At 49.6% G+C, this 18,749-nt stretch carries 16 protein-coding genes; 14 read left to right on the plus strand and 2 right to left on the minus strand.

What is annotated here, in order from left to right; all coding sequences use genetic code 11:
- Positions 1–69: 69 nt before the first annotated feature.
- The gene (locus B156_RS0102375; protein WP_018618012.1) at positions 70–1,767 is read right to left on the minus strand and encodes a sodium:solute symporter family transporter; all 1,698 of its coding nucleotides are present in this window, start codon (positions 1,765–1,767) and stop codon (positions 70–72) included.
- A gap of 203 nt (positions 1,768–1,970) precedes the next feature.
- Positions 1,971–2,939, minus strand: a complete 969-nt coding sequence (locus B156_RS0102380; protein ID WP_018618016.1) for a YihY/virulence factor BrkB family protein — start codon at positions 2,937–2,939, stop codon at positions 1,971–1,973.
- A 221-nt stretch (positions 2,940–3,160) separates the two neighbouring features.
- Here B156_RS0102380 and B156_RS0102385 point away from each other — a divergent pair, with 221 nt between their 5' ends.
- The 14 genes from B156_RS0102385 (at position 3,161) to ftsZ (ending at position 18,739) form a co-directional block, all read left to right on the plus strand.
- Positions 3,161–4,207, plus strand: coding sequence for a sialidase family protein (locus B156_RS0102385; RefSeq protein WP_018618017.1), 1,047 nt, complete (start codon positions 3,161–3,163; stop codon positions 4,205–4,207).
- Entirely contained in the window at positions 4,204–6,042 is a 1,839-nt protein-coding gene (locus B156_RS0102390) for a D-apionate lactonase family protein (protein WP_018618018.1), read from the plus strand. Before B156_RS0102385 ends, B156_RS0102390 begins: the two co-directional genes overlap by 4 nt.
- Before the next feature lie 124 nt (positions 6,043–6,166).
- Positions 6,167–7,063, plus strand: coding sequence for an alpha/beta hydrolase (locus tag B156_RS0102395; RefSeq protein WP_018618019.1), 897 nt, complete (start codon positions 6,167–6,169; stop codon positions 7,061–7,063).
- 85 nt (positions 7,064–7,148) lie between these two features.
- Positions 7,149–7,769: a thioredoxin family protein gene (locus B156_RS0102400; protein ID WP_018618020.1), complete on the plus strand. Its 621-nt coding sequence runs from the start codon at positions 7,149–7,151 to the stop codon at positions 7,767–7,769.
- Positions 7,770–8,003: 234 nt separating this feature from the next.
- Positions 8,004–8,507: a Rad52/Rad22 family DNA repair protein gene (locus tag B156_RS0102405; protein ID WP_018618021.1), complete on the plus strand. Its 504-nt coding sequence runs from the start codon at positions 8,004–8,006 to the stop codon at positions 8,505–8,507.
- Positions 8,508–8,679: 172 nt separating this feature from the next.
- Entirely contained in the window at positions 8,680–9,240 is a 561-nt protein-coding gene (locus B156_RS0102410; protein WP_018618022.1) for an RNA polymerase sigma factor, read from the plus strand.
- Between the two features lie 246 nt (positions 9,241–9,486).
- On the plus strand, positions 9,487–9,819 hold the full coding sequence (gene mscL, locus B156_RS0102420; protein ID WP_018618024.1) for a large conductance mechanosensitive channel protein MscL: 333 nt from the start codon (positions 9,487–9,489) through the stop codon (positions 9,817–9,819).
- A 91-nt stretch (positions 9,820–9,910) separates the two neighbouring features.
- Positions 9,911–11,263: a UDP-N-acetylmuramoyl-L-alanine--D-glutamate ligase gene (gene murD, locus B156_RS0102425; RefSeq protein WP_018618025.1), complete on the plus strand. Its 1,353-nt coding sequence runs from the start codon at positions 9,911–9,913 to the stop codon at positions 11,261–11,263.
- Positions 11,264–11,295: 32 nt separating this feature from the next.
- The gene (locus tag B156_RS0102430; protein WP_018618026.1) at positions 11,296–12,417 is read left to right on the plus strand and encodes an FtsW/RodA/SpoVE family cell cycle protein; all 1,122 of its coding nucleotides are present in this window, start codon (positions 11,296–11,298) and stop codon (positions 12,415–12,417) included.
- 5 nt (positions 12,418–12,422) lie between these two features.
- Entirely contained in the window at positions 12,423–13,520 is a 1,098-nt protein-coding gene (gene murG / locus B156_RS0102435; RefSeq protein ID WP_018618027.1) for an undecaprenyldiphospho-muramoylpentapeptide beta-N-acetylglucosaminyltransferase, read from the plus strand.
- A gap of 82 nt (positions 13,521–13,602) precedes the next feature.
- Positions 13,603–14,988 carry a UDP-N-acetylmuramate--L-alanine ligase gene (gene murC / locus B156_RS0102440; protein ID WP_018618028.1) on the plus strand — a complete coding sequence of 462 codons (1,386 nt, stop codon included), beginning with the start codon at positions 13,603–13,605 and terminating at the stop codon, positions 14,986–14,988.
- 37 nt (positions 14,989–15,025) lie between these two features.
- Positions 15,026–15,799, plus strand: a complete 774-nt coding sequence (locus B156_RS0102445; protein WP_018618029.1) for a cell division protein FtsQ/DivIB — start codon at positions 15,026–15,028, stop codon at positions 15,797–15,799.
- A gap of 8 nt (positions 15,800–15,807) precedes the next feature.
- Complete coding sequence (gene ftsA, locus B156_RS0102450) at positions 15,808–17,199, plus strand: cell division protein FtsA (RefSeq protein WP_018618030.1); 1,392 nt, start codon at positions 15,808–15,810, stop codon at positions 17,197–17,199.
- Positions 17,200–17,269: 70 nt separating this feature from the next.
- Positions 17,270–18,739 carry a cell division protein FtsZ gene (ftsZ, locus tag B156_RS0102455; RefSeq protein WP_018618031.1) on the plus strand — a complete coding sequence of 490 codons (1,470 nt, stop codon included), beginning with the start codon at positions 17,270–17,272 and terminating at the stop codon, positions 18,737–18,739.
- Positions 18,740–18,749 lie beyond the last annotated feature (10 nt).

Below are 18,749 nucleotides of genomic sequence, written 5' to 3' on the forward strand. Positions count from 1 at the left end.
GGTAATATGATTCGAGGTCATTGATTGTCTCAAAAACAATCAATGACCTCGAATGACCAAACATTTATTTTACCAGAATCGGATATACAGCATGGATACCAGCATAATAATGATGACCGCCATAGCCAGGTTAGTTGGAGCCAGTTTGAACATGGACGCGTCGATGGCCAGTCCTTTAGGATTTATTTTCGGTCCGGCCAGACTAAGGAGCACCATCATGGCAACAGTCAAGAAGAACGCCCAACCCATAGCAATCAGGAAGGGAATTTCATAAACGCCATCACTGTTTAGAAACGCCGTGTACATAATCGTTTCGGGGCCGAACAGGCTGGGTGCGAAATTATTGAACAGGACTGCAAAGCCGAAGCCGCCCAAAATACCGGCAATGGCCGCTACACCGGTGGTGCGTTTCCAGAAGAAACCCAGCAGGAACACCGCGAAAATACCGGGGCTGATATAGCCGGTATATTTTTGAATAAACGTAAAACCACCTTCGCCACCAATGCCAAGGGCATCATCCCAGGCCAGCGCAATGGATAGGGCAACTGCCACCAGAATCGTGATTCGTCCGATCCAGAGCGAACGGGCTTCGCTGGCAGTTTTATTAATGTACTTCTGGTAAATATCGAGGGTGAAAATGGTTGAAATAGAGTTGGCTTTACCCGCCAGTGAGGCTACGATAGCGGCCGTTAGGGCGGCAACTGATAGCCCTTTCAGACCCGTCGGTAAAAACGTCAGTACTGCCGAATAAGCGTTATCGCCCGATACGACGCCATTGCGGAGCATTTCGCCCTGTAGGCCACCGTTCTTGTGAATCACATAAGCGGCAATACCGGGAAGCATTACAATAATAGGCATGAAAATTTTCAGTATGGCTGCAAAGAGAATACCGGTACGGGCGGTTTTGAGATCAGCTCCCAGCGCTCGTTGCGTAATGTATTGGTTACAACCCCAGTAGTTGAGGTTAACAACCCACATACCGCCGAGGTACATAGCAATGCCCGGGAGCGTCAGGTATCGCTTGATATCCTCCTGGGGTGCCCCGGGAGCCGGTTTTTCGAAAATCATGTGGAAGTGATCATCGGCGTCTTTGAACATGGCACCCAGGCCCGAAATGATACCCCCGTCCAATCCCATCGTCAGGCTTACCTGTTGCAGAGCCAGATAGGTAGTAACCAGACCACCAATGATCAGGACCAGCACCTGGATAACATCGGTATAGCCAATGACATTCATGCCGCCCAGGGTGATGAAAATAGCGAATACACTCAGGCAAAGGATGACTATGTGAAAACTATCCCCCCCTATCAGGCTACTGATAGCCAGCGCACCCAGGAATAAAATGGAGGTCAGGTTAACAAATACGTACAGAAACAACCAGAAAACAGCCATTATTAAACTCACCGTTTCGTTGTAGCGCGTACTCAGAAACTGCGGCATGGTGTAAATCTTGTTCTTGAGATAAATTGGAATGAACCACACCGCTACAATAATAAGGGAGATAGCCGCCAGCCATTCGTAAACCGCAATAGCAACCCCAAAACGATAGCCATCACCCGACATGCCGATGAACTGCTCGGCCGATATGTTAGACGCGATAAGGGAGGCTCCGATAGCCCACCAGGTTAGCGATCCTTCGGCCAGAAAAAAATCTTTGGTGTCTTGTTTTGTCTTTTGATTTCGCCGGTAGATCCAGTATCCATACGAGGAAACACCGATAAAATACAGGAAGAAAATAACGTAATCGGTTAGGGCAAGTTGGTTCATTGGAACAGTCTGGTAATTGTGTGTTTAAATCAGCCTGTAAAAAAGCAATTAATTCTTTAAATAGGCTTACAGTCGGTTAAAATCATTTAAAGTTTAATCAATTATCAACCACCTTTCGGCCAAAAACTGTCAATTTGACATTTATACTTAAAAATCGGGTAGTATACGGTCTATTATTCGTTTCCGCCCTCCAAGTGTTGGCGTCATTTTTTTCGAATCTGTTCAGCTTTCTTTTCTGACGGAATGACCGCTACTTTTTCCTCCCGCTCAGTTTGGTCGAGGTATACCGCGTACTCGGCTGGCTGGATTCGTATACCAAAATGATTGGCATATGCCTGCGTAAACTCCGCCCCGAAATACAGAATAATGGCCGTGTAGTAAATCCAGGTCAAAATAACGGTTAGGGAACCAGCCGCTCCATAGGTTGATTGGGTACCGGCCGTCTCGATGTATAAACCAATCAGGTACTGACCCAGCATAAAGAGCAGCGCCGTAAAAACAGCTCCCAGCCGAACATCCTTCCAGGCAATTTTAGCATCGGGAAGCACTTTGAAAATAGTGCCGAACAGTATGGTTATAACAGCCGTACTAATGAAGAAATTAGCGCCACTAATGATATACACACCCAGATCGGGCAACCAATTGGTAAGGTGGCTTCTCAACACCAGCAGAAACCCGTTGACCAACAGCGAGACCATCAGTAAAAACCCCAGACTTACCACCAGTGAAGAGGATAGCAGCCGGTCTTTGATCAACTTCAGCCAGCCCCGCCTGGGTTTCGCCTTGACGCGCCAGATTATATTGACCGATTCCTGGATTTCGACGAATATGCTTGTTGCACCAATTAGCAGTGTGATGATACCGATGGCTAAGGCGGTGTTTGTTTTGCCCGACAGCCCAACGTTTTTGATCATATCCTGAACCTGCTTGGCCGCTTCGTTGCCAACCAACCCGTTTATTTGCGCAAAGATCTGTCCCCGTATAGCTTCCTCACCAAAAAAAATACTGCTCAGTGATATGACCAGTACTAACAGGGGAGCCAGCGAAAAAACAGTGTAATAAGCCAGGGCCGCACTAAGTTTCAAACAACGATCATCCAGGAAACCATTGAACGAATCACGAAGGACAATCCAGGTATTGCTAAAAAAACGTTTGATCGTTTTTGTATCCATAATCCATATACGAATAGAGCGCGTTGAAGCGAGTTATGATGCATGCCAATGAGTCAACTACGTAACCGAAACGAGGTTGGGTTGTTGCTGATTGGTCTATTGATACCCTCAAGTCGATATCAAATATAGCCGTCAGGACCCTCACAGCAGTAGCCACACGTTGTTTTATCAGTAAAGAAGCGAAATAGCTGACTTCTGTCAGCGAAAGCATAGCACATGGTATGATAAAATTTAATTACCCCGTATTCGCGGTTCTTGTCGGGCTGACGCTAACAGTCGATAGCACCTTTGGCCAGTCAGACAAAGCGGTTTCACTACAGAAAGAATGGATTTACGAGCAGGCTCCCTTTCCGGAGTGCCATGCTTCTACTATCGCCGAAACCCCGCAGGGCCTGGTAACGGCCTGGTTTGGGGGCACCCATGAGCGTCACCCCGATGTGGGCATATGGACGAGTAGAAAGACCGCATCAAACTGGACTCCTCCCGTAGAGGTAGCCACGGGAGTGCAACCCGATGGGAAGCGGTTACCCTGCTGGAATCCGGTTTTGTTTCAAATACCCGACGGCGACCTGCTTCTGTTTTATAAAATTGGCCCCAGCCCATCTACCTGGTGGGGTATGCTGAAGCGGTCGGCAGATGGGGGTAAAACCTGGTCAGAAGCTGAACGCCTGCCCGATGGCATTGCGGGGCCCATCAAAAACAAGCCGGTTTTACTCCCGTCAGGCGTGTTGCTTTGCCCAACCAGTTCCGAAGATCACAACTGGCGGGTGCATTTTGAAATGACCAGCGATTGGGGTAAAACCTGGCAGAAAACCGCACCTATCAACGATGGGGTTGAGAACGGAGCCATTCAGCCCAGTGTCCTGTTCCATCCAAATGGTCAGTTGCAGGCCCTGTGCCGTAGTCAGAAAAGTGGCTTCATTCTGGAGACATGGTCTAAGGATGGGGGTAAAACCTGGTCGGCGCTGCAGAAAACCACCCTGCCCAATCCGAATTCAGGTACGGATGCCGTAACCCTTAAAGACGGTCGGCAGGTGCTGGTGTACAACCCTACGTCGCCGGTTAATGGCAAATCCGGGCCACGAACTCCACTGGACGTTGCTATTTCTGACGATGGAAAAACCTGGAGAACGCTGGCCGTGCTCGAAAATGAACCGGGGGAATATTCCTATCCGGCTGTGATTCAAACCAGTGATGGCCGGGTTCACATCACTTATACCTGGAAACGTAACCGCATCCGGCACGTTGTGTTTGACCCGAAGCCATGACCATAAACCAGCAACTTTACGGAAGTGATGCACCCCTGCCGGTCTACACCGAACTAAGGGCTGGCCCGCTGACGGTTGGGTACGAAGAAGGTTCGTTTCGGTACTTCCGATGGGGAAACGAAGAACTGCTGCGGATGATTTACGTTTCGATGAGGGACGAAAACTGGGGCACCCTGACGCCTATCCGCACGAATGAAGAAGTAATTATCGGCGCAGACCATTTTCAGGTTCGGTACGACTGCCATTACGAGCGCGGTACGACCGTATTATTCACCTGGAAAGTAACCGCTGAAGGGAAGGCTGATGGCTCGTTCAGGATGACGATTGATGGACTGGCGCACCAATCATTCCTGCGAAATCGGGCGGGCTTTTGCATGCTGCATCCCATTCAGGGCATGGCCGGGCAGCCTTGTCAGTTGCTCCATCCGAACGGGCAATGGGAGACCACGCACTTCCCGCAGACCATAAGCCTGGAAAACCCCTTCAAGCAAGTTGCCGGGATGCGCTGGCAACAGGCTGATGGTATTTGGTTCAGACTGGATATGACCGGCGATATTTTTGAAACGGAAGACCAGCGCAACTGGACGGATGCTTCGTACAAAACGTTCTGCACCCCGTCGACCCTACCTATTCCGGTTCAACTTCAGGCCGGAGACCGGGTCCGTCAGCAAATCGGGTTTCGACCCGAACAACCGCTGCCGGTTTCATCTACAGTGCAGATGCGGGAGGTTACCGTTCGGGTATTTGAGCAGGAACGCACCCTGCTGCCTGCCATTGGTGTCGGTGCCTCTACCGAAGTTCGGGTCTTGACCGAGTCCGTTCGGGAAGTGCTTCAGTCATGTCACTTTGCCCATTACCGGATTGAGGTAGTTCCGGCTCAGGCTGACTGGGAAACGGATTTTCTGGCGGAGGTTGCCAATGCCCTTGCCTGCGAGACACCCATGCTCGTTGCTTTACATCTAACAAGCAAGCATGCTGCTGAACTAAACGATTTTCTGGCGATTACGCGGCAGCATGCCGTAGCACTGGCTGAAATCATGCTGTTTTCGGTCAATGAGCCGGTCACGATGGCGGCTGTGCTGGCTACGGCTCCCGACATCCTGAGAAAAGCGTTGCCGCAAACGCGTATCGGTGCAGGAACCAACTACAACTTTACCGAACTGAACCGCAACCGGCTGGCAACGTATGAGGCCGATTTTATCAGCTACAGTGTTCATCCGCAGGTACATGCCTTCGATAACCGGTCGATGATAGAGACGCTCGCCACCCAGGGCGATACCGTGCAAACGGCCAGAACATTCGCCGGTTCAGTACCCATTCACGTATCGCCCGTAACGCTCCGGCAGCGGGTTAATCCCTACGCGCACGACCCGAAAGACAGCGTACAGACCAATAGCCAGAAGGCCGATCCCCGGCAACCATCGCTCTGGGCCGCAGGCTGGACGCTGGGTAGTATAAAGTATCTGGCCGAAGCGGGTGCGCAGTCGATAACCTATTTTCAAACGGTTGGTCATCAGGGAATCATTTCGGCTGGTGGGCAATCATACCCGTTAGGAGTGCTTTTGGTAGCTGTACAGAGTTTCAGGAGAGGGGAGGTCATTCGGACCGAAAGCAGTCAGCCGCTGACCTGTAGTACGTTGCTCCTGACTGATGGCACCCATCGGTGTTGGCTGGTGACCAACCATACAGACCAGTCCCTGCCGATTTCGCTACCCGAAAGGGTGCAACGCGGATACAGGATTACGCTCGTACCGGCGCAACGAATGGAGCTGGATGTGGCTAATACCCAGCCGCTAGTTATTGAGCCTTTTGGAACGTGGGTACTATCGTGTTAGCCGGTACTAATCCGGCTGGTTGGTTTTCCATACTCCACGAACTGGTTTAGGCTGGTTAGGGTTAGAAACAACAGCCGGATACCGTCAGGTGTCCGCGTAAAAAAGGCTGTATACTGACTACTGCATGTTTTCTTTATTTTCGTCCCCCTTCCTTTGGCGGGTTCCGGTTGCCCTGCTCACGCTGGCGGTTGTCTTGTTTTCCATGAGTGGTTATGCTATTTCCTGCCAGAGCCATCGCATCAAAGACGTAACCTATGTAGCATCAACTTCTCCCGATTTTGACCCCGAACGGCATATATTAGACCTTTATACGCCCAGTAAAAAATCGGCAACGGCCCGACCGGTGGTGGTTTTTATTCACGGAGGGAGCTGGACTAGCGGGAGTAAAAATATCTACTGGTTTATTGGCAGACGGCTGGCCAAACAGGGTGTAATAACCGCTATCATTAACTACCGCCTGGCCCCGGCGGTAGAAGTACCTTCGATGGCCAGCGACTGCGCCCGGGCGGTGCAATGGACCAAACAGCACATTGGCGAATACGGGGGCGACCCTAACCGCATCTTTGTGATGGGGCACTCGGCAGGAGCCGGTTTAGCGGCTCTGCTGGCCACCAACAACCAGCTATTCACCAACCTAGGTCTTGCCCGGAATCCAGTGAAAGGGGTTATTCTCGATGACCCTGCCGGACTGGATATGTTCGACTATCTGACCAAAATGCAGTACCCCGGCGACGAACGATACCTGATTCCGTACGGGAAGAACCCCGCCCTCTGGCGGACGGTATCGCCGATGTACCACGTTGAAGCCGGTTGCCCACCCATGCTGATTTACGTGGGCGGAAAAACGTATCCCAGCATTACCAGCAGCTCAAAACGGTTCCACGAGAAACTACAGGAACAGGGTGTGAAAAACGAACTAACAACCCTGCCCGGTAAAAAACACATTCCGATGGTGACGCAGCTGTTCTGGAAAGATAACATCATCTACCGAGACCTGCTGAAGTTTGTAGGGGCGGAGTAGGTCGAAAACTCGTTTACCCTCACTTCGGTCGGATTAATCTTTTCGATAGGTTTGCCATCTAAGGCTTAAACGCGTTAAACAAGTAATGGAAAAATACACAGGGCGGTTTCTACTCACAGGACTGTTTCTCCTGCTTACCGGAATCAGTATCCTGGCTCAGTCGGTAAAAGGCTATAATCTGGGCGATGCGGTTGCCGATTTTAACCTAAAAAATATTGACGGACTTTCAGTCTCGCTGAGTAACTATCGCGATAAGAAAGGACTGATTGTGGTATTCACGAGCAATCACTGCCCATTCTCAAAAGCATACGAAGAGCGGCTTATTTCGCTGGATCGGAATTTTGCCGGGCAGGGTTACCCGGTACTGGCAGTGATGGCTAATGACCCGGAAGCCTACAATGAAGATTCATTCGAAAACATGAAAGCCCGTGCCCAGACTAAAAATTATCCTTATCCTTATGTGATGGACGAAGCACAGTCAATAGCCCGCGCTTTTGGGGCTACACGACTGCCGGAAGTATACGTCCTCAAACAGAACGCTGGTCAGTTCATTCTTGAATACAAAGGGGCCATTGACGATAATCCGCAGGATGCCGACAGCGTGCAACGTCGGTATGTTTATGAAGCAGTTAGTGGTTTGTTAGCGGACAAGCCAGTGCAGTCGCCTATTACAAAACCGATTGGGTGCGGTATCAAGTGGAAATGATACATACACCAGACTAGTATAGAAAATAGTTATATTAGTGTGTTTTAGTTGTATTATGTGGTAACTTTATGGCGTTGCTGTACGCAACCCAGAATGAAAACATCAAATACTATTCTGGAAGATAACACTAGTGCCTAACGGGCTGTTAGTCAGATTGAAAATAGACTAGTCAGGATAACCTCCCGTGTTTTTTGTAGTAGATAACCCAACGGAAAATACAACGCCAAACTTACCATGGAGTTAAATGCATTGACTGCCCCACTTACTATACACGAAATAGAATGGCGGGTGCAAAGCCAGACCAAAGACGGTCAGAAAATTATTGTGGTGCCGTACATCACCAACCGCTGTGTGATGCAACGTTTCGATGACCAGTTTGGCTGGGCGGGCTGGCAAAATGAGATTAAGGAAATAGACGGAGGCTTTTTGTGTACCATTACGGCCATTTTGCCCGGTGGCGAAATTGTGAAGAAGACGGATGGTGCCAGTCGCACCGCCGTTGAACCGGTGAAGGGAGGTATCAGCGATGCCATGAAACGTTGCGCTGTGCAGTTTGGCCTGGGCCGGGCTTTGTACGATTTTCCTAAAGTAATGATTCAAACCACAGACAAGTATATTCCAAACTGGGCTGCTCCCCTGCTGGACAAAATGGTAGAGAAACTCAACGCGGGCGGTTTGGTTCGTGATGTGGTAGTGCTTAAACCTGAACACGCTAAGGTTCCCCCGAAGGAAGTATAAAACTACTTCTGATTCTGCCTCAGGCGGACGAACGTATAGACAGCCCACAAATTCATTGATCAGTAAATGCATTCTACTTAGTCAATTATACTCACGGTTCGGTAATTTCGCATCCCTAAATCCAAGAACGCTGAAACTGCGTTTATTTGGTATCTACTTACCGTTACCCTGTATGCATAAAGACTACACTGACGAAGAATTGGTTGACTGGTATTTGAAGACCCGTCAAAACACGTACTTCGAGCAACTCTATGAACGCTACAGTCATAAGGTACACAACAAATGCCTGTCGTTTACCAAAGACAGGATGCAGGCCGACGATCTGACGCAGGATATATTTTTGCGGCTATTGGGCAAACTCGAAAGCTATAAACAAAACGCCAAGTTTTCCACCTGGCTTTATTCCATTACCTCCAATTACTGTACAGATCGGATTCGTTCTATCCGTGCCCGTCATCACCCCATACTACTGGACAACTGGGGAAGTATGACCCTGATATCCGACGATAATGAAGTAGACCAGCAAACGGAGTTGAACCGGGTAAAAATTCAGTACGCGCTCACCCGTATGCCGCTTATCGAACAACATCTGCTGCAAAAAAAATACCAGGAAGATACCAGTATACAGGAATTAGCCATTCATTACTCTCTGACGGAAAGTGCCATAAAGATGCGCTTAAAGCGATCACGTGACCGACTGCGTCAGTTCTACGGAGAGATAAGAATACATTGAGCATTTTATTCCATAAGGCACTATAGAACAGTAGATTAACTGAAAGGCCGAGTTCTTGTATCGATTAGTTAAGTTCATCTGCAAACGCTGGCTGTCAGGATGGTTCATAACCTGCATTCATTCAAAAAGAAGCAGGACGTTCCGAAAGCCACTACCCCTTCAGGCGGTTTTGATTTTACCCAAAAGAGTATATTCTTTGCCTGATTACGCGGTTTCAAAATTCCCTAACCCACAAATCAATTGTTTATGCTAAGTGAATTCAAACTGTTCATTGCCCAGGGAAACGTCCTTGACCTGGCTGTGGGTGTCATTATTGGTGCTGCTTTTAGCAAAATTACAACCTCACTGGTAGAAGATATTCTTAACCCGATTATTGGGTTGGCATTGGGTGGTATTGATTTGAGTCAGTTGAAAATTGTACTGAGAGAAGCCGTTGGAACCGTTCCTGAAGTAGCCATACGGTATGGTAATTTCCTGAATACGCTAATCCAGTTTTTAATCATTGCCTGGGTTGTTTTCCTGATTGTAAAAGGGGCTAATCATATGCGGTTATCTAGGTCGCTGGCTCCGAAAGAATAGATGATTCAAAATAAATTTTTGGTGGAAAAGCCCCGACTGATAGCCGGGGCTTTTTATTTATGCGTTATTTTGCCATTGGTATAGATTTGCTATGGTAGTGCAGAAAATAGTTGTTCTTGGCGGGGGCGAAAGTGGTGTCGGTGCTGCTTTGCTGGCACAGGCAAAAGGGTTTGACGTTTTCCTGTCCGACAAAGGAGCGCTGGCCGACAGTTACCGATTGACGTTACAGGACGCTGGTATTCCCTTCGAAGAGGGACAACATACGGAGGAGCGTATTCTGGCTGCCAGCGAAGTAATAAAAAGCCCCGGTATTCCGGCAACAGTGCCATTGGTACAAAAACTCCGGGCGCAGGGAATTTCCGTTATCTCCGAAATTGAGTTTGCCGCCCGCTATACCAATGCCCGATTGATTGGTATTACGGGCAGCAATGGCAAAACTACCACCACCCTGCTGATTTATCACCTGCTGAAAACGGCCGGACTGAATGTTGGGCTGGCAGGAAACATTGGGGATAGCTTTGCCGAACAGGTGATAACCGATACGTTCGACTATTTCGTGCTGGAGCTGAGTAGTTTTCAATTGGATGATATGTACCATACGCATCTGGACGTGATGGTACTGCTCAACATTACGCCCGACCATCTAGACCGGTACAACTACGACTTTGACCAGTACGTAGCATCTAAATTCAGGATTTTACAGAACGCTCTGCCCGAAGACGATTTCATTTATTTCGCCGAAAGTCAGCCCATTATGACTGAACTGGCCCGGCATACGCCCGCCGTTCAGGCCCTGCCCATCTCGCTAGCGAAAACCGTTTCGCCCGGTGGTCAGTTGATAGATGGTCAGTTGACAGCAACAAACGGGGAGCAGTCATTTACCCTTGCACAGGCCGAAACACCCCTGCGGGGCCCGCACAACGCCATCAATATGCTGGCGGCTATACTGGCCGCACAATCGCTTGGCGTATCAAGGGAAACTATTGAAACCGGCCTGAAAACTTTTCAGAATGCGGCCCACCGGCTAGAGCCAGCTGGAATCATCAACGGGGTTCAATTCATCAATGACTCGAAAGCAACGAATGTCGACTCGGTATTTTACGCCCTGTCCAGTATGGATGCACCCGTGATATGGATTGCCGGTGGTCTGGACAAAGGCAATGACTATAGCCAACTCGACGAATTGGTTGGTCAAAAAGTAAAAGCACTTATCTGTCTGGGTGTAGATAATCATAAATTAGTGGAGTATTTCGGTAACACCCTCTCGTCCATCCACGAAACCCGGCAGGTTGAGGATGCCGTAGCACAGGGGCTTGCCTGGGCACAGCCGGGCGATGTGGTCCTGCTGTCACCCGCCTGCGCCAGTTTTGATTTGTTCAAAAATTACGAAGACCGGGGTAATCAGTTCAAAGCCGCGGTAAGAAACTTACTGATGAATGCCTGATAACGCATTCATCATTCATCATTCAAAAAAACATGGCACTAAGTGAATGGATTCGTACGCATCTGAAAGGTGACCGCCAAATCTGGTGGATTGTTCTTTATCTGTCTATCATGAGTATTCTGGTTGTATATAGCGCAACGGGTACCAAGGCATTTAGAGAACTGGATGGCAACACCGAAGCATTCCTGCTCAAACATGGGCTGCTGTTGCTGATTGGTGTTGCCTGCACGTATTTTGCTCACAAAATCAACTACGTTCACTACGCCCAACTCTCTAAATTCGGTCTCTGGCTGTCTATTCCTCTATTGCTGTGGGCTTACTGGAAGGGAGAAACGCTGAATGATGCATCCCGCTGGGTTACTATTCCCATTATCAATCAAACGTTTCAGCCGTCCGATTTGGCCAAGCTGGCCCTTATTTCCAATCTGGCCGCTATGCTGGCTAAGCGGCAGCGGTTCATGGATAACCCGGCGGTACTGTTCAATCTTATTTTGTGGATTGCCATTATCTGCTCCCTCATTATTCTTTCGAACACATCAACTGCCTTACTGCTGGCGGCCACGTGTTTTTTACTGATGTACATTGGGCGGGTACCCGTTCGCTACCTGGGCTACATGATTGTTGCCTGTCTGCTGTTCGGCGGTATTGCGCTGGCGTATGGGCAGCGGCTGGGTACGGCCGTTAGCCGGGTCAGTATGTTTACCCGGTCGGATACGATTCCGTTTCAGGTCGAGCAGTCCTATATCGCATTGGCCAACGGAGGTATTACCGGACAGGGGCCGGGCAACAGTCACCAGCGTAATACGCTGCCCAACCCATTTTCCGATTTCATCTATGCCATCATTGTCGAAGAATACGGCCTGATACTGGGTGGTATACCCGTGGTATTGGCTTACCTCTGGTTTTTGTGGCGAGGGTTAAAAACACTCCAGAAAGCAACCCGACCGTTTGGCGGGTTATTATCGGCGGGGCTAACGTTCAGCATTGTATTTCAGGCCTTTGCCAGTATCTGCGTAGCGGTCGGTCTGGCTCCCGTAACGGGGCAACCATTGCCACTGCTAAGTATGGGGGGCACATCGCTTATATTCACCGGTCTGGCAATTGGTATTATCCTGAGCGTTAGCCGGGATGAAGCCGACGAGAGTAAAATATAAACGATATGAAAGTTATCATTAGCGGGGGTGGAACCGGTGGCCATATTTATCCGGCTATTGCCATTGCCAATGAACTGAAAGCCATTGACCCTACCACAGAAATCCTGTTTGTTGGGGCCGAGGGTAAAATGGAGATGGAAAAGGTGCCCCGTGCCGGTTATACTATTGTGGGCTTACCGGTGGTGGGTATAAGGCGCGAACTAACGCTGGCAAATCTCGGCTTTCCCATAAAGCTGGGCCGGAGCTTGCTACGTGCCCGGCAAATTGTCCGCGACTTTCAACCCGATGCCGCCGTGGGGGTTGGCGGATACGCCAGTGGTCCCGTTCTGCTGGCAGCATCGCTGAAAGGAATCCCCACGCTGATTCAGGAACAGAATTCGTATGCCGGGTTAACTAACAAGGTGCTGGCCCGCTGGGCAAAACGCATCTGTGTTGCCTATCCGGGCATGGAAGCATTCTTCCCCGCTAACAAAATAAAACTAACCGGTAATCCCGTTCGAAGTGATATCCAGTCTGCTGACAGGCAGGTTGAAGCGGGCCGGGTATTGTTTACCCTTGAGACCAATCGTCCTACGCTGCTGATTATCGGCGGTAGTCAGGGAGCACGAACGATTAACGAGAGTATAGAGGCTGGGCTATCCCGCTTTATTGAGGCAGGCGTTCAGGTAATCTGGCAAACGGGTACGGCGTTTATTGAGCGGGCGCGGGTGGCCGTTTCTATGTTAGGTTCGCCCCTGATTAAACCCTATGATTTTATTTACGATATGGACAAAGCCTACGCCGTTGCTGATGCTGTCGTATCGCGGGCGGGTGCCCTATCGGTGTCCGAACTGTGTCTGGTAGGCCGGGCAGCTATTCTGGTGCCTTTCCCGGATGCGTCCGAAGACCATCAAACCAAAAATGCGATGAGCCTGGTCGATCACAACGCTGCTTTGCTCGTTAGCGACCAGAAAGCACGAACCGAACTCATAACAACCGCATTGGCCCTACTCAACAATCCTGCTCAGCAGCAGAAGTTAAGCACCCGGATTAAAACATTGGCAAAACCCAATGCCGCCCGCGACATTGCCGAAGAAGTAATAAAACTAACTAAACGCACGTAATTGTCACATTAAACCGGTGGTTGTTGCTCATTCCTTAATGACCATCTACTGATGACAGAATGACAATCTGCTACACTATAGAATGACGCTTTCTACGTTCAAATACATTTATTTTCTGGGTATCGGTGGTATCGGTATGAGTGCCCTGGCCCGCTGGTTTGGGGTTAATGGCTACACCGTGGCGGGGTATGATAAGACGCCAACGGCCCTGACGGACGCGCTACAGGCCGAAGGTATGGTTGTCCATTTTGCGGACGCTGTTGACCTGATACCAGCCGCATTCCGGGAAAATCCTGCCGAAACGCTGGTGATTTACACACCCGCTGTGCCGAAAAACCATACCGAATACATTTATTTTACGGAGAATGACTTCACGCTCCAGAAACGGTCGCAGGTGCTGGGTTTACTGGCGGGGCAGATGACCACTATTGGTGTGGCGGGCACACATGGCAAAACCACCACGTCGTCGATGGTGGCGCATATCCTGCGCGATTCGGGAGTGAACTGCGCGGCTTTTCTAGGGGGTATTACCAATAATTACGGTACCAATTTTTTACTAAACGAACCCGCCGATGACCTGAAATCGGTGGTTTGTGTGGTTGAAGCAGACGAGTTTGACCGCTCGTTTCTGACACTGTTTCCTAAATATGCCATTGTCACCTCAACCGATGCCGACCACCTGGATATTTACGGCGCGCACGATGCGGTGCTGGAATCGTTCGGGAAGTTCGTTAGCCAGATTGACGATGACGGGGTTCTTTTTATGAAAGAGGGCTTGTCTCTAACCGACAAAACAAAAGCGGAGGTGCGGCCCTATTCACTCCCGTCGGGACAGTATCACTGCCAGAATCTTCGGATTGAACAGGCTACTTTTGTGTTTGATCTTGTTCATCCACAGGGTGTAATTACCGATATTGCCATGTTGATTCCCGGCTTCCATAACGTAGAAAATGCCGTGGCGGCCGGGGCTGTGGCTCTGGAAGTGGGGGTCTCGCCCGATGCAATCCGGTCGGCACTGAACACTTATCGGGGCGTTCGTCGTCGGTTTGAATATGTTCTCAAAACCGACGGAGCTGTATTGATTGACGACTATGCCCATCATCCGGCCGAAGTACAGGCGTTTCTATCATCGGTGAAAGCTTTGTATCCTGATCGGGAGTTAACGGCTATTTTTCAGCCCCACTTGTTTACCCGCACCCGCGATTTTGCCGACGGTTTTGCCGAAAGTCTGTCGTTGGCTGATTCTGTTATCCTACTGGATATTTATCCCGCCCGCGAATTGCCGATAGAAGGAGTCAGCTCCGACTTAATTTTTCGGGGCATACAATCGAAAAGCAAACAAAAATGCACCAAAGCTGAACTGCCCGGCGTTGTGCGAGAAATGAAGCCTTCTCTGCTGGTTACCATTGGTGCGGGAGACATTGACCAGATGGTGCCTATACTAAAATCAATATTAACCGACCAATAGATAAAAAAATCTTACAAACAATCCATCTTATTTACAGATGTTTTCTACCTTTAAATCATCCAAAAAGTGGTTGTTCACCCTCGGAGGGCTTTTGGGGCTGTTCGGTCTTATCGCTTTTACCGAGATACGGCACGGACAGAAGCACGTTCGGAAGGTAGTTATACAGATCGATCAGATGGACGGAAACCGTTTTTTGACCCGACGTGATGTAATGGGCTACCTCACAAATGAAGGTGCAGACCCCATTATTGGTAAGGATTATGCCAGTGTCAACCTAAAACGGTTGGAAAAAAGGTTGCAACAACACGGATTGGTTAAAAATTGCCAGATTTCGCGTGATCTGCCGGGAGATTTGCTCGTCGTTATTGAGCAACCTCATCCACTGGCCCGATTACTGGTTTCTGGAGAGGGTGTTCGGATATTGTCGGGGCAGTACGTAAGTGAGGAAGGGCGATTTTTTCCAATCTCAATGAATTACTCGGCCCGTGTGCCCATACTGACGGGTCGTTATTTTGAACAGAATCGGTCGTTAACGAGTGAACGGAATCGGCCTTTGCTGGAACTATTGAAACGAATAAACGATGACCCGTTCTGGCGGGCACAGATCGCAGAACTATCTGTGGATAAAGAAGGGATGGTAACAATGCAGCCTCAACTGGGTAATCATCAAATTGAGTTTGGATTGCCTACTGAACTGGATGCGAAATTTAGAAAGTTAAAACTAGTCTATACTGATATTTTACCCGCTAAAACATGGGATCGTTATAGTAGGATAAACGTTCAGTATCGGAACCAAATAATTTGCGAATAACAACGGGCATGGACGATAAGATTGTAGTAGGCCTGGATATTGGGAGTACAAAAATATGCGCGGTGGCCGGGCGTGTAATCAGAAATAACAAAGAGCAGGAAACGCTCGAAGTACTGGGTGTGGGCGAAACGACCCTAACCGATGGGGTAGCCAAAGGATCGGTCGTTAACGTCAACAACACCGTTAATGCCATTCGGAAGGCAGTTGCAGAAGCGTCAAACCAGTCGAATCTGGATATTTACGAAGTGAACGTGAGTTTTAGTGGTTCGCACGTAACCTCCGTCAAAGCGAGTGGGAGTATTACCCGCTCCTCCTTTGGCGATGAGGTGCAAACGGACGACATCGATCATCTGCTCAACGATATGTACCGGACCTCGGTCCCGGCCGACAAGGAAATTATCCATGTGCTTCCCATGGATTTTGTGGTGGATACAGAAACCAATATTCAGCAACCCGTTGGGCGCAATGGGGTGAAGCTTGGGGCCGATTTTCAGCTCATTACGGCGCAGACAACCGCCGTTCGGAACACCCGGAAATGTATTTCGCGCAACAACCTATTGCAGGATACCATGATGCTGTCTGCTTTGGCATCGGGTCTGGCCGTGTTAACAGATGAGGAGAAATACGCCGGTGTAGCCATTGTCGATATTGGCGGTGGTACGACCGAAATGGCTATTTACTACCGAAACGTGCTGCGCCATATTGCCGTTTTGCCCTGGGCGGGTAACAGCCTGACATCGGATATTCAGGCAGGTTGTAAAATTCTGCCCAACCAGGCAGAGTTGCTCAAGAAGAAATTCGGTAATGCCAATCCAAATGAATTTAATCTAAACGAAGTCGTCGCCGTACCCGGTCTGATTAATCGCAAACCGAAAGACGTGCTGCTGAAAAATGTAGCGGTTATTATTGAAGACCGGCTGCGCGAAATTGCTGCCCTGGTGCAGGCTGAAATTGTTCGGTCAGGCTACGAAGGTAAACTGCTGGGAGGCATTGTATTGACGGGCGGCTCAGCACTGATTCCGGGCGTAGAAGCCATTTTTACCCGCGTAACCGGAATTGAAGAAGTTCGGGTTGGGTATCCTGAAAATCTCGAACCTAATGGCCGCGCCGACCTTGTTGGTGATCCTACCTATGCTACGGCCGTTGGCCTGGTGTGGGCTGGCTATAAAACTATCGACAACCGGATTTCGTTTATCAGTGACCCAAACCGGTCTAACAAAGAAGAGGAACTGGTTGCCTCGCCCAATGTCGTTCGGTCTGGCCCCGCGCCATCCAGTCGGCCCGTTGCTCCCGCTCCTGCGCCGGCACCACCGGTTGAGGAACCAAAGAAAAACTGGTACGATAAACTGAAAGAAATGTTCCAACCCATAAAAGGTGATGAAACGGGTTATTATCCGTAATATTTCGACTGTATACCGTTGATATGGGCACTGCTCATTCGTAAACTAACAGACATCACAAACCCACACGATGACTAATCAGGGCTACAAATTTGAAATAACTCCGAACGATAACCCTATCATCATTAAGGTTGTAGGTGTTGGAGGCATGGGCGGTAATGCCGTAAAGCACATGCGGAAAATGAACATGCAGGATGTCAGTTTTGCCGTGTGCAATACAGACCGTCAGGCGCTCATGAGCAATCCCGTCGAAACGAAACTACAGCTGGGAGACGGATTAGGAGCCGGTACCGAAGCTAAAGCGGGCGAAGAAGCTGCCCGTGCCAGTATCGATGAGATACGAAACCTGCTGGCCCCGCCCACCAAAATGGTGTTCATTACGGCGGGCATGGGCGGGGGCACCGGTACAGGAGCCGCACCTGTAGTGGCCGAAGTAGCGCGGGAAATGGGCCTGCTTACAGTGGCCGTTGTAACCGCTCCGTACTGGTATGAAGGCACCGATAAAAAAGATCAGGCCCGGGAAGGTATCGAAAAACTCAAAGTAAGCTGCGATACTGTACTGGTTGTACTGAACGATAAGCTGGCTGAACTATACAGCGAGCTGACCTGGACGGAAGCTTACGCCCATGCTGATGATGTACTCGCCAATGCCGTGAAAAGTATTGCCGAAATTATTACCACCCAGGGGGATATCAACGCGGACTTTGCCGACGTGAAGAAGGTGCTCGAAAAGGCCGGTCAGTCCGTTATGGGTTCGGCCGAGATTGGCGGGGGCGAAGACCGGGCTGTTCGAGCTATCGAAGCCGCCCTGAACTCTCCTTTGCTCAATGACCACGACATCCGGGGAGCAAAGCGGATTCTGCTTACGATTTCCTCAAGTAAAAAGCACGCCATGAAGCTAAAGGAACAAACCGCGATTTCGGAGTTTGTTTCCCACAAGATTCAGAGCGAAGCCAAAATGTTTAAATTCGGAGCTATCACCGATGATAACCTGGGCGAAAATCTGCGCGTAACCATTATTGCCGCTGGCTTTGATGGCGGACCGCTCGATGGGCTGAAGGGTAGCCTCCCTTTGGCCGGTGATACGGTTTTGCAGGAGTTGGAACCACAGTCGGAGCAGGACGATACACCGCAGGATGGGGTATTGCTGGAGGATATACCCCAGGACGAAAACCTGGAAGAACTTGTACTGGTTGATGCCAATGGGGAGGAAGAAGAGCCTAAGCTCAGGATGCCCGTTGATAAGCAAACGCCTACAAATGGACACAACGGAGGAAAAATTATTGTTGCCTCCGAACCACCCGTCATTGATACAAATCCCTATAAGAACGATACCCACGATACCGATGTACTGGAACTGGATAGTGAGGAACGCCCCAGCGATGAGCGCCTGATTGAGCAGATCGTAACGGCCTTCGTGAAAAATCAGTACCTGGCTGCCGATCTCGACAAGCCGGCTTTCGAGCGGAACAAAACGGTGTTATATTCGATTCCTATGCTGGCCGAGCAGGACTTTGTACGGTCAAAACTAAACGATTAGGGTACCCAAA

This window comes from Spirosoma luteum DSM 19990 (genome assembly GCF_000374065.1).
In the GTDB taxonomy this organism is placed as follows: Bacteria; Bacteroidota; Bacteroidia; order Cytophagales; family Spirosomataceae; genus Spirosoma; species Spirosoma luteum.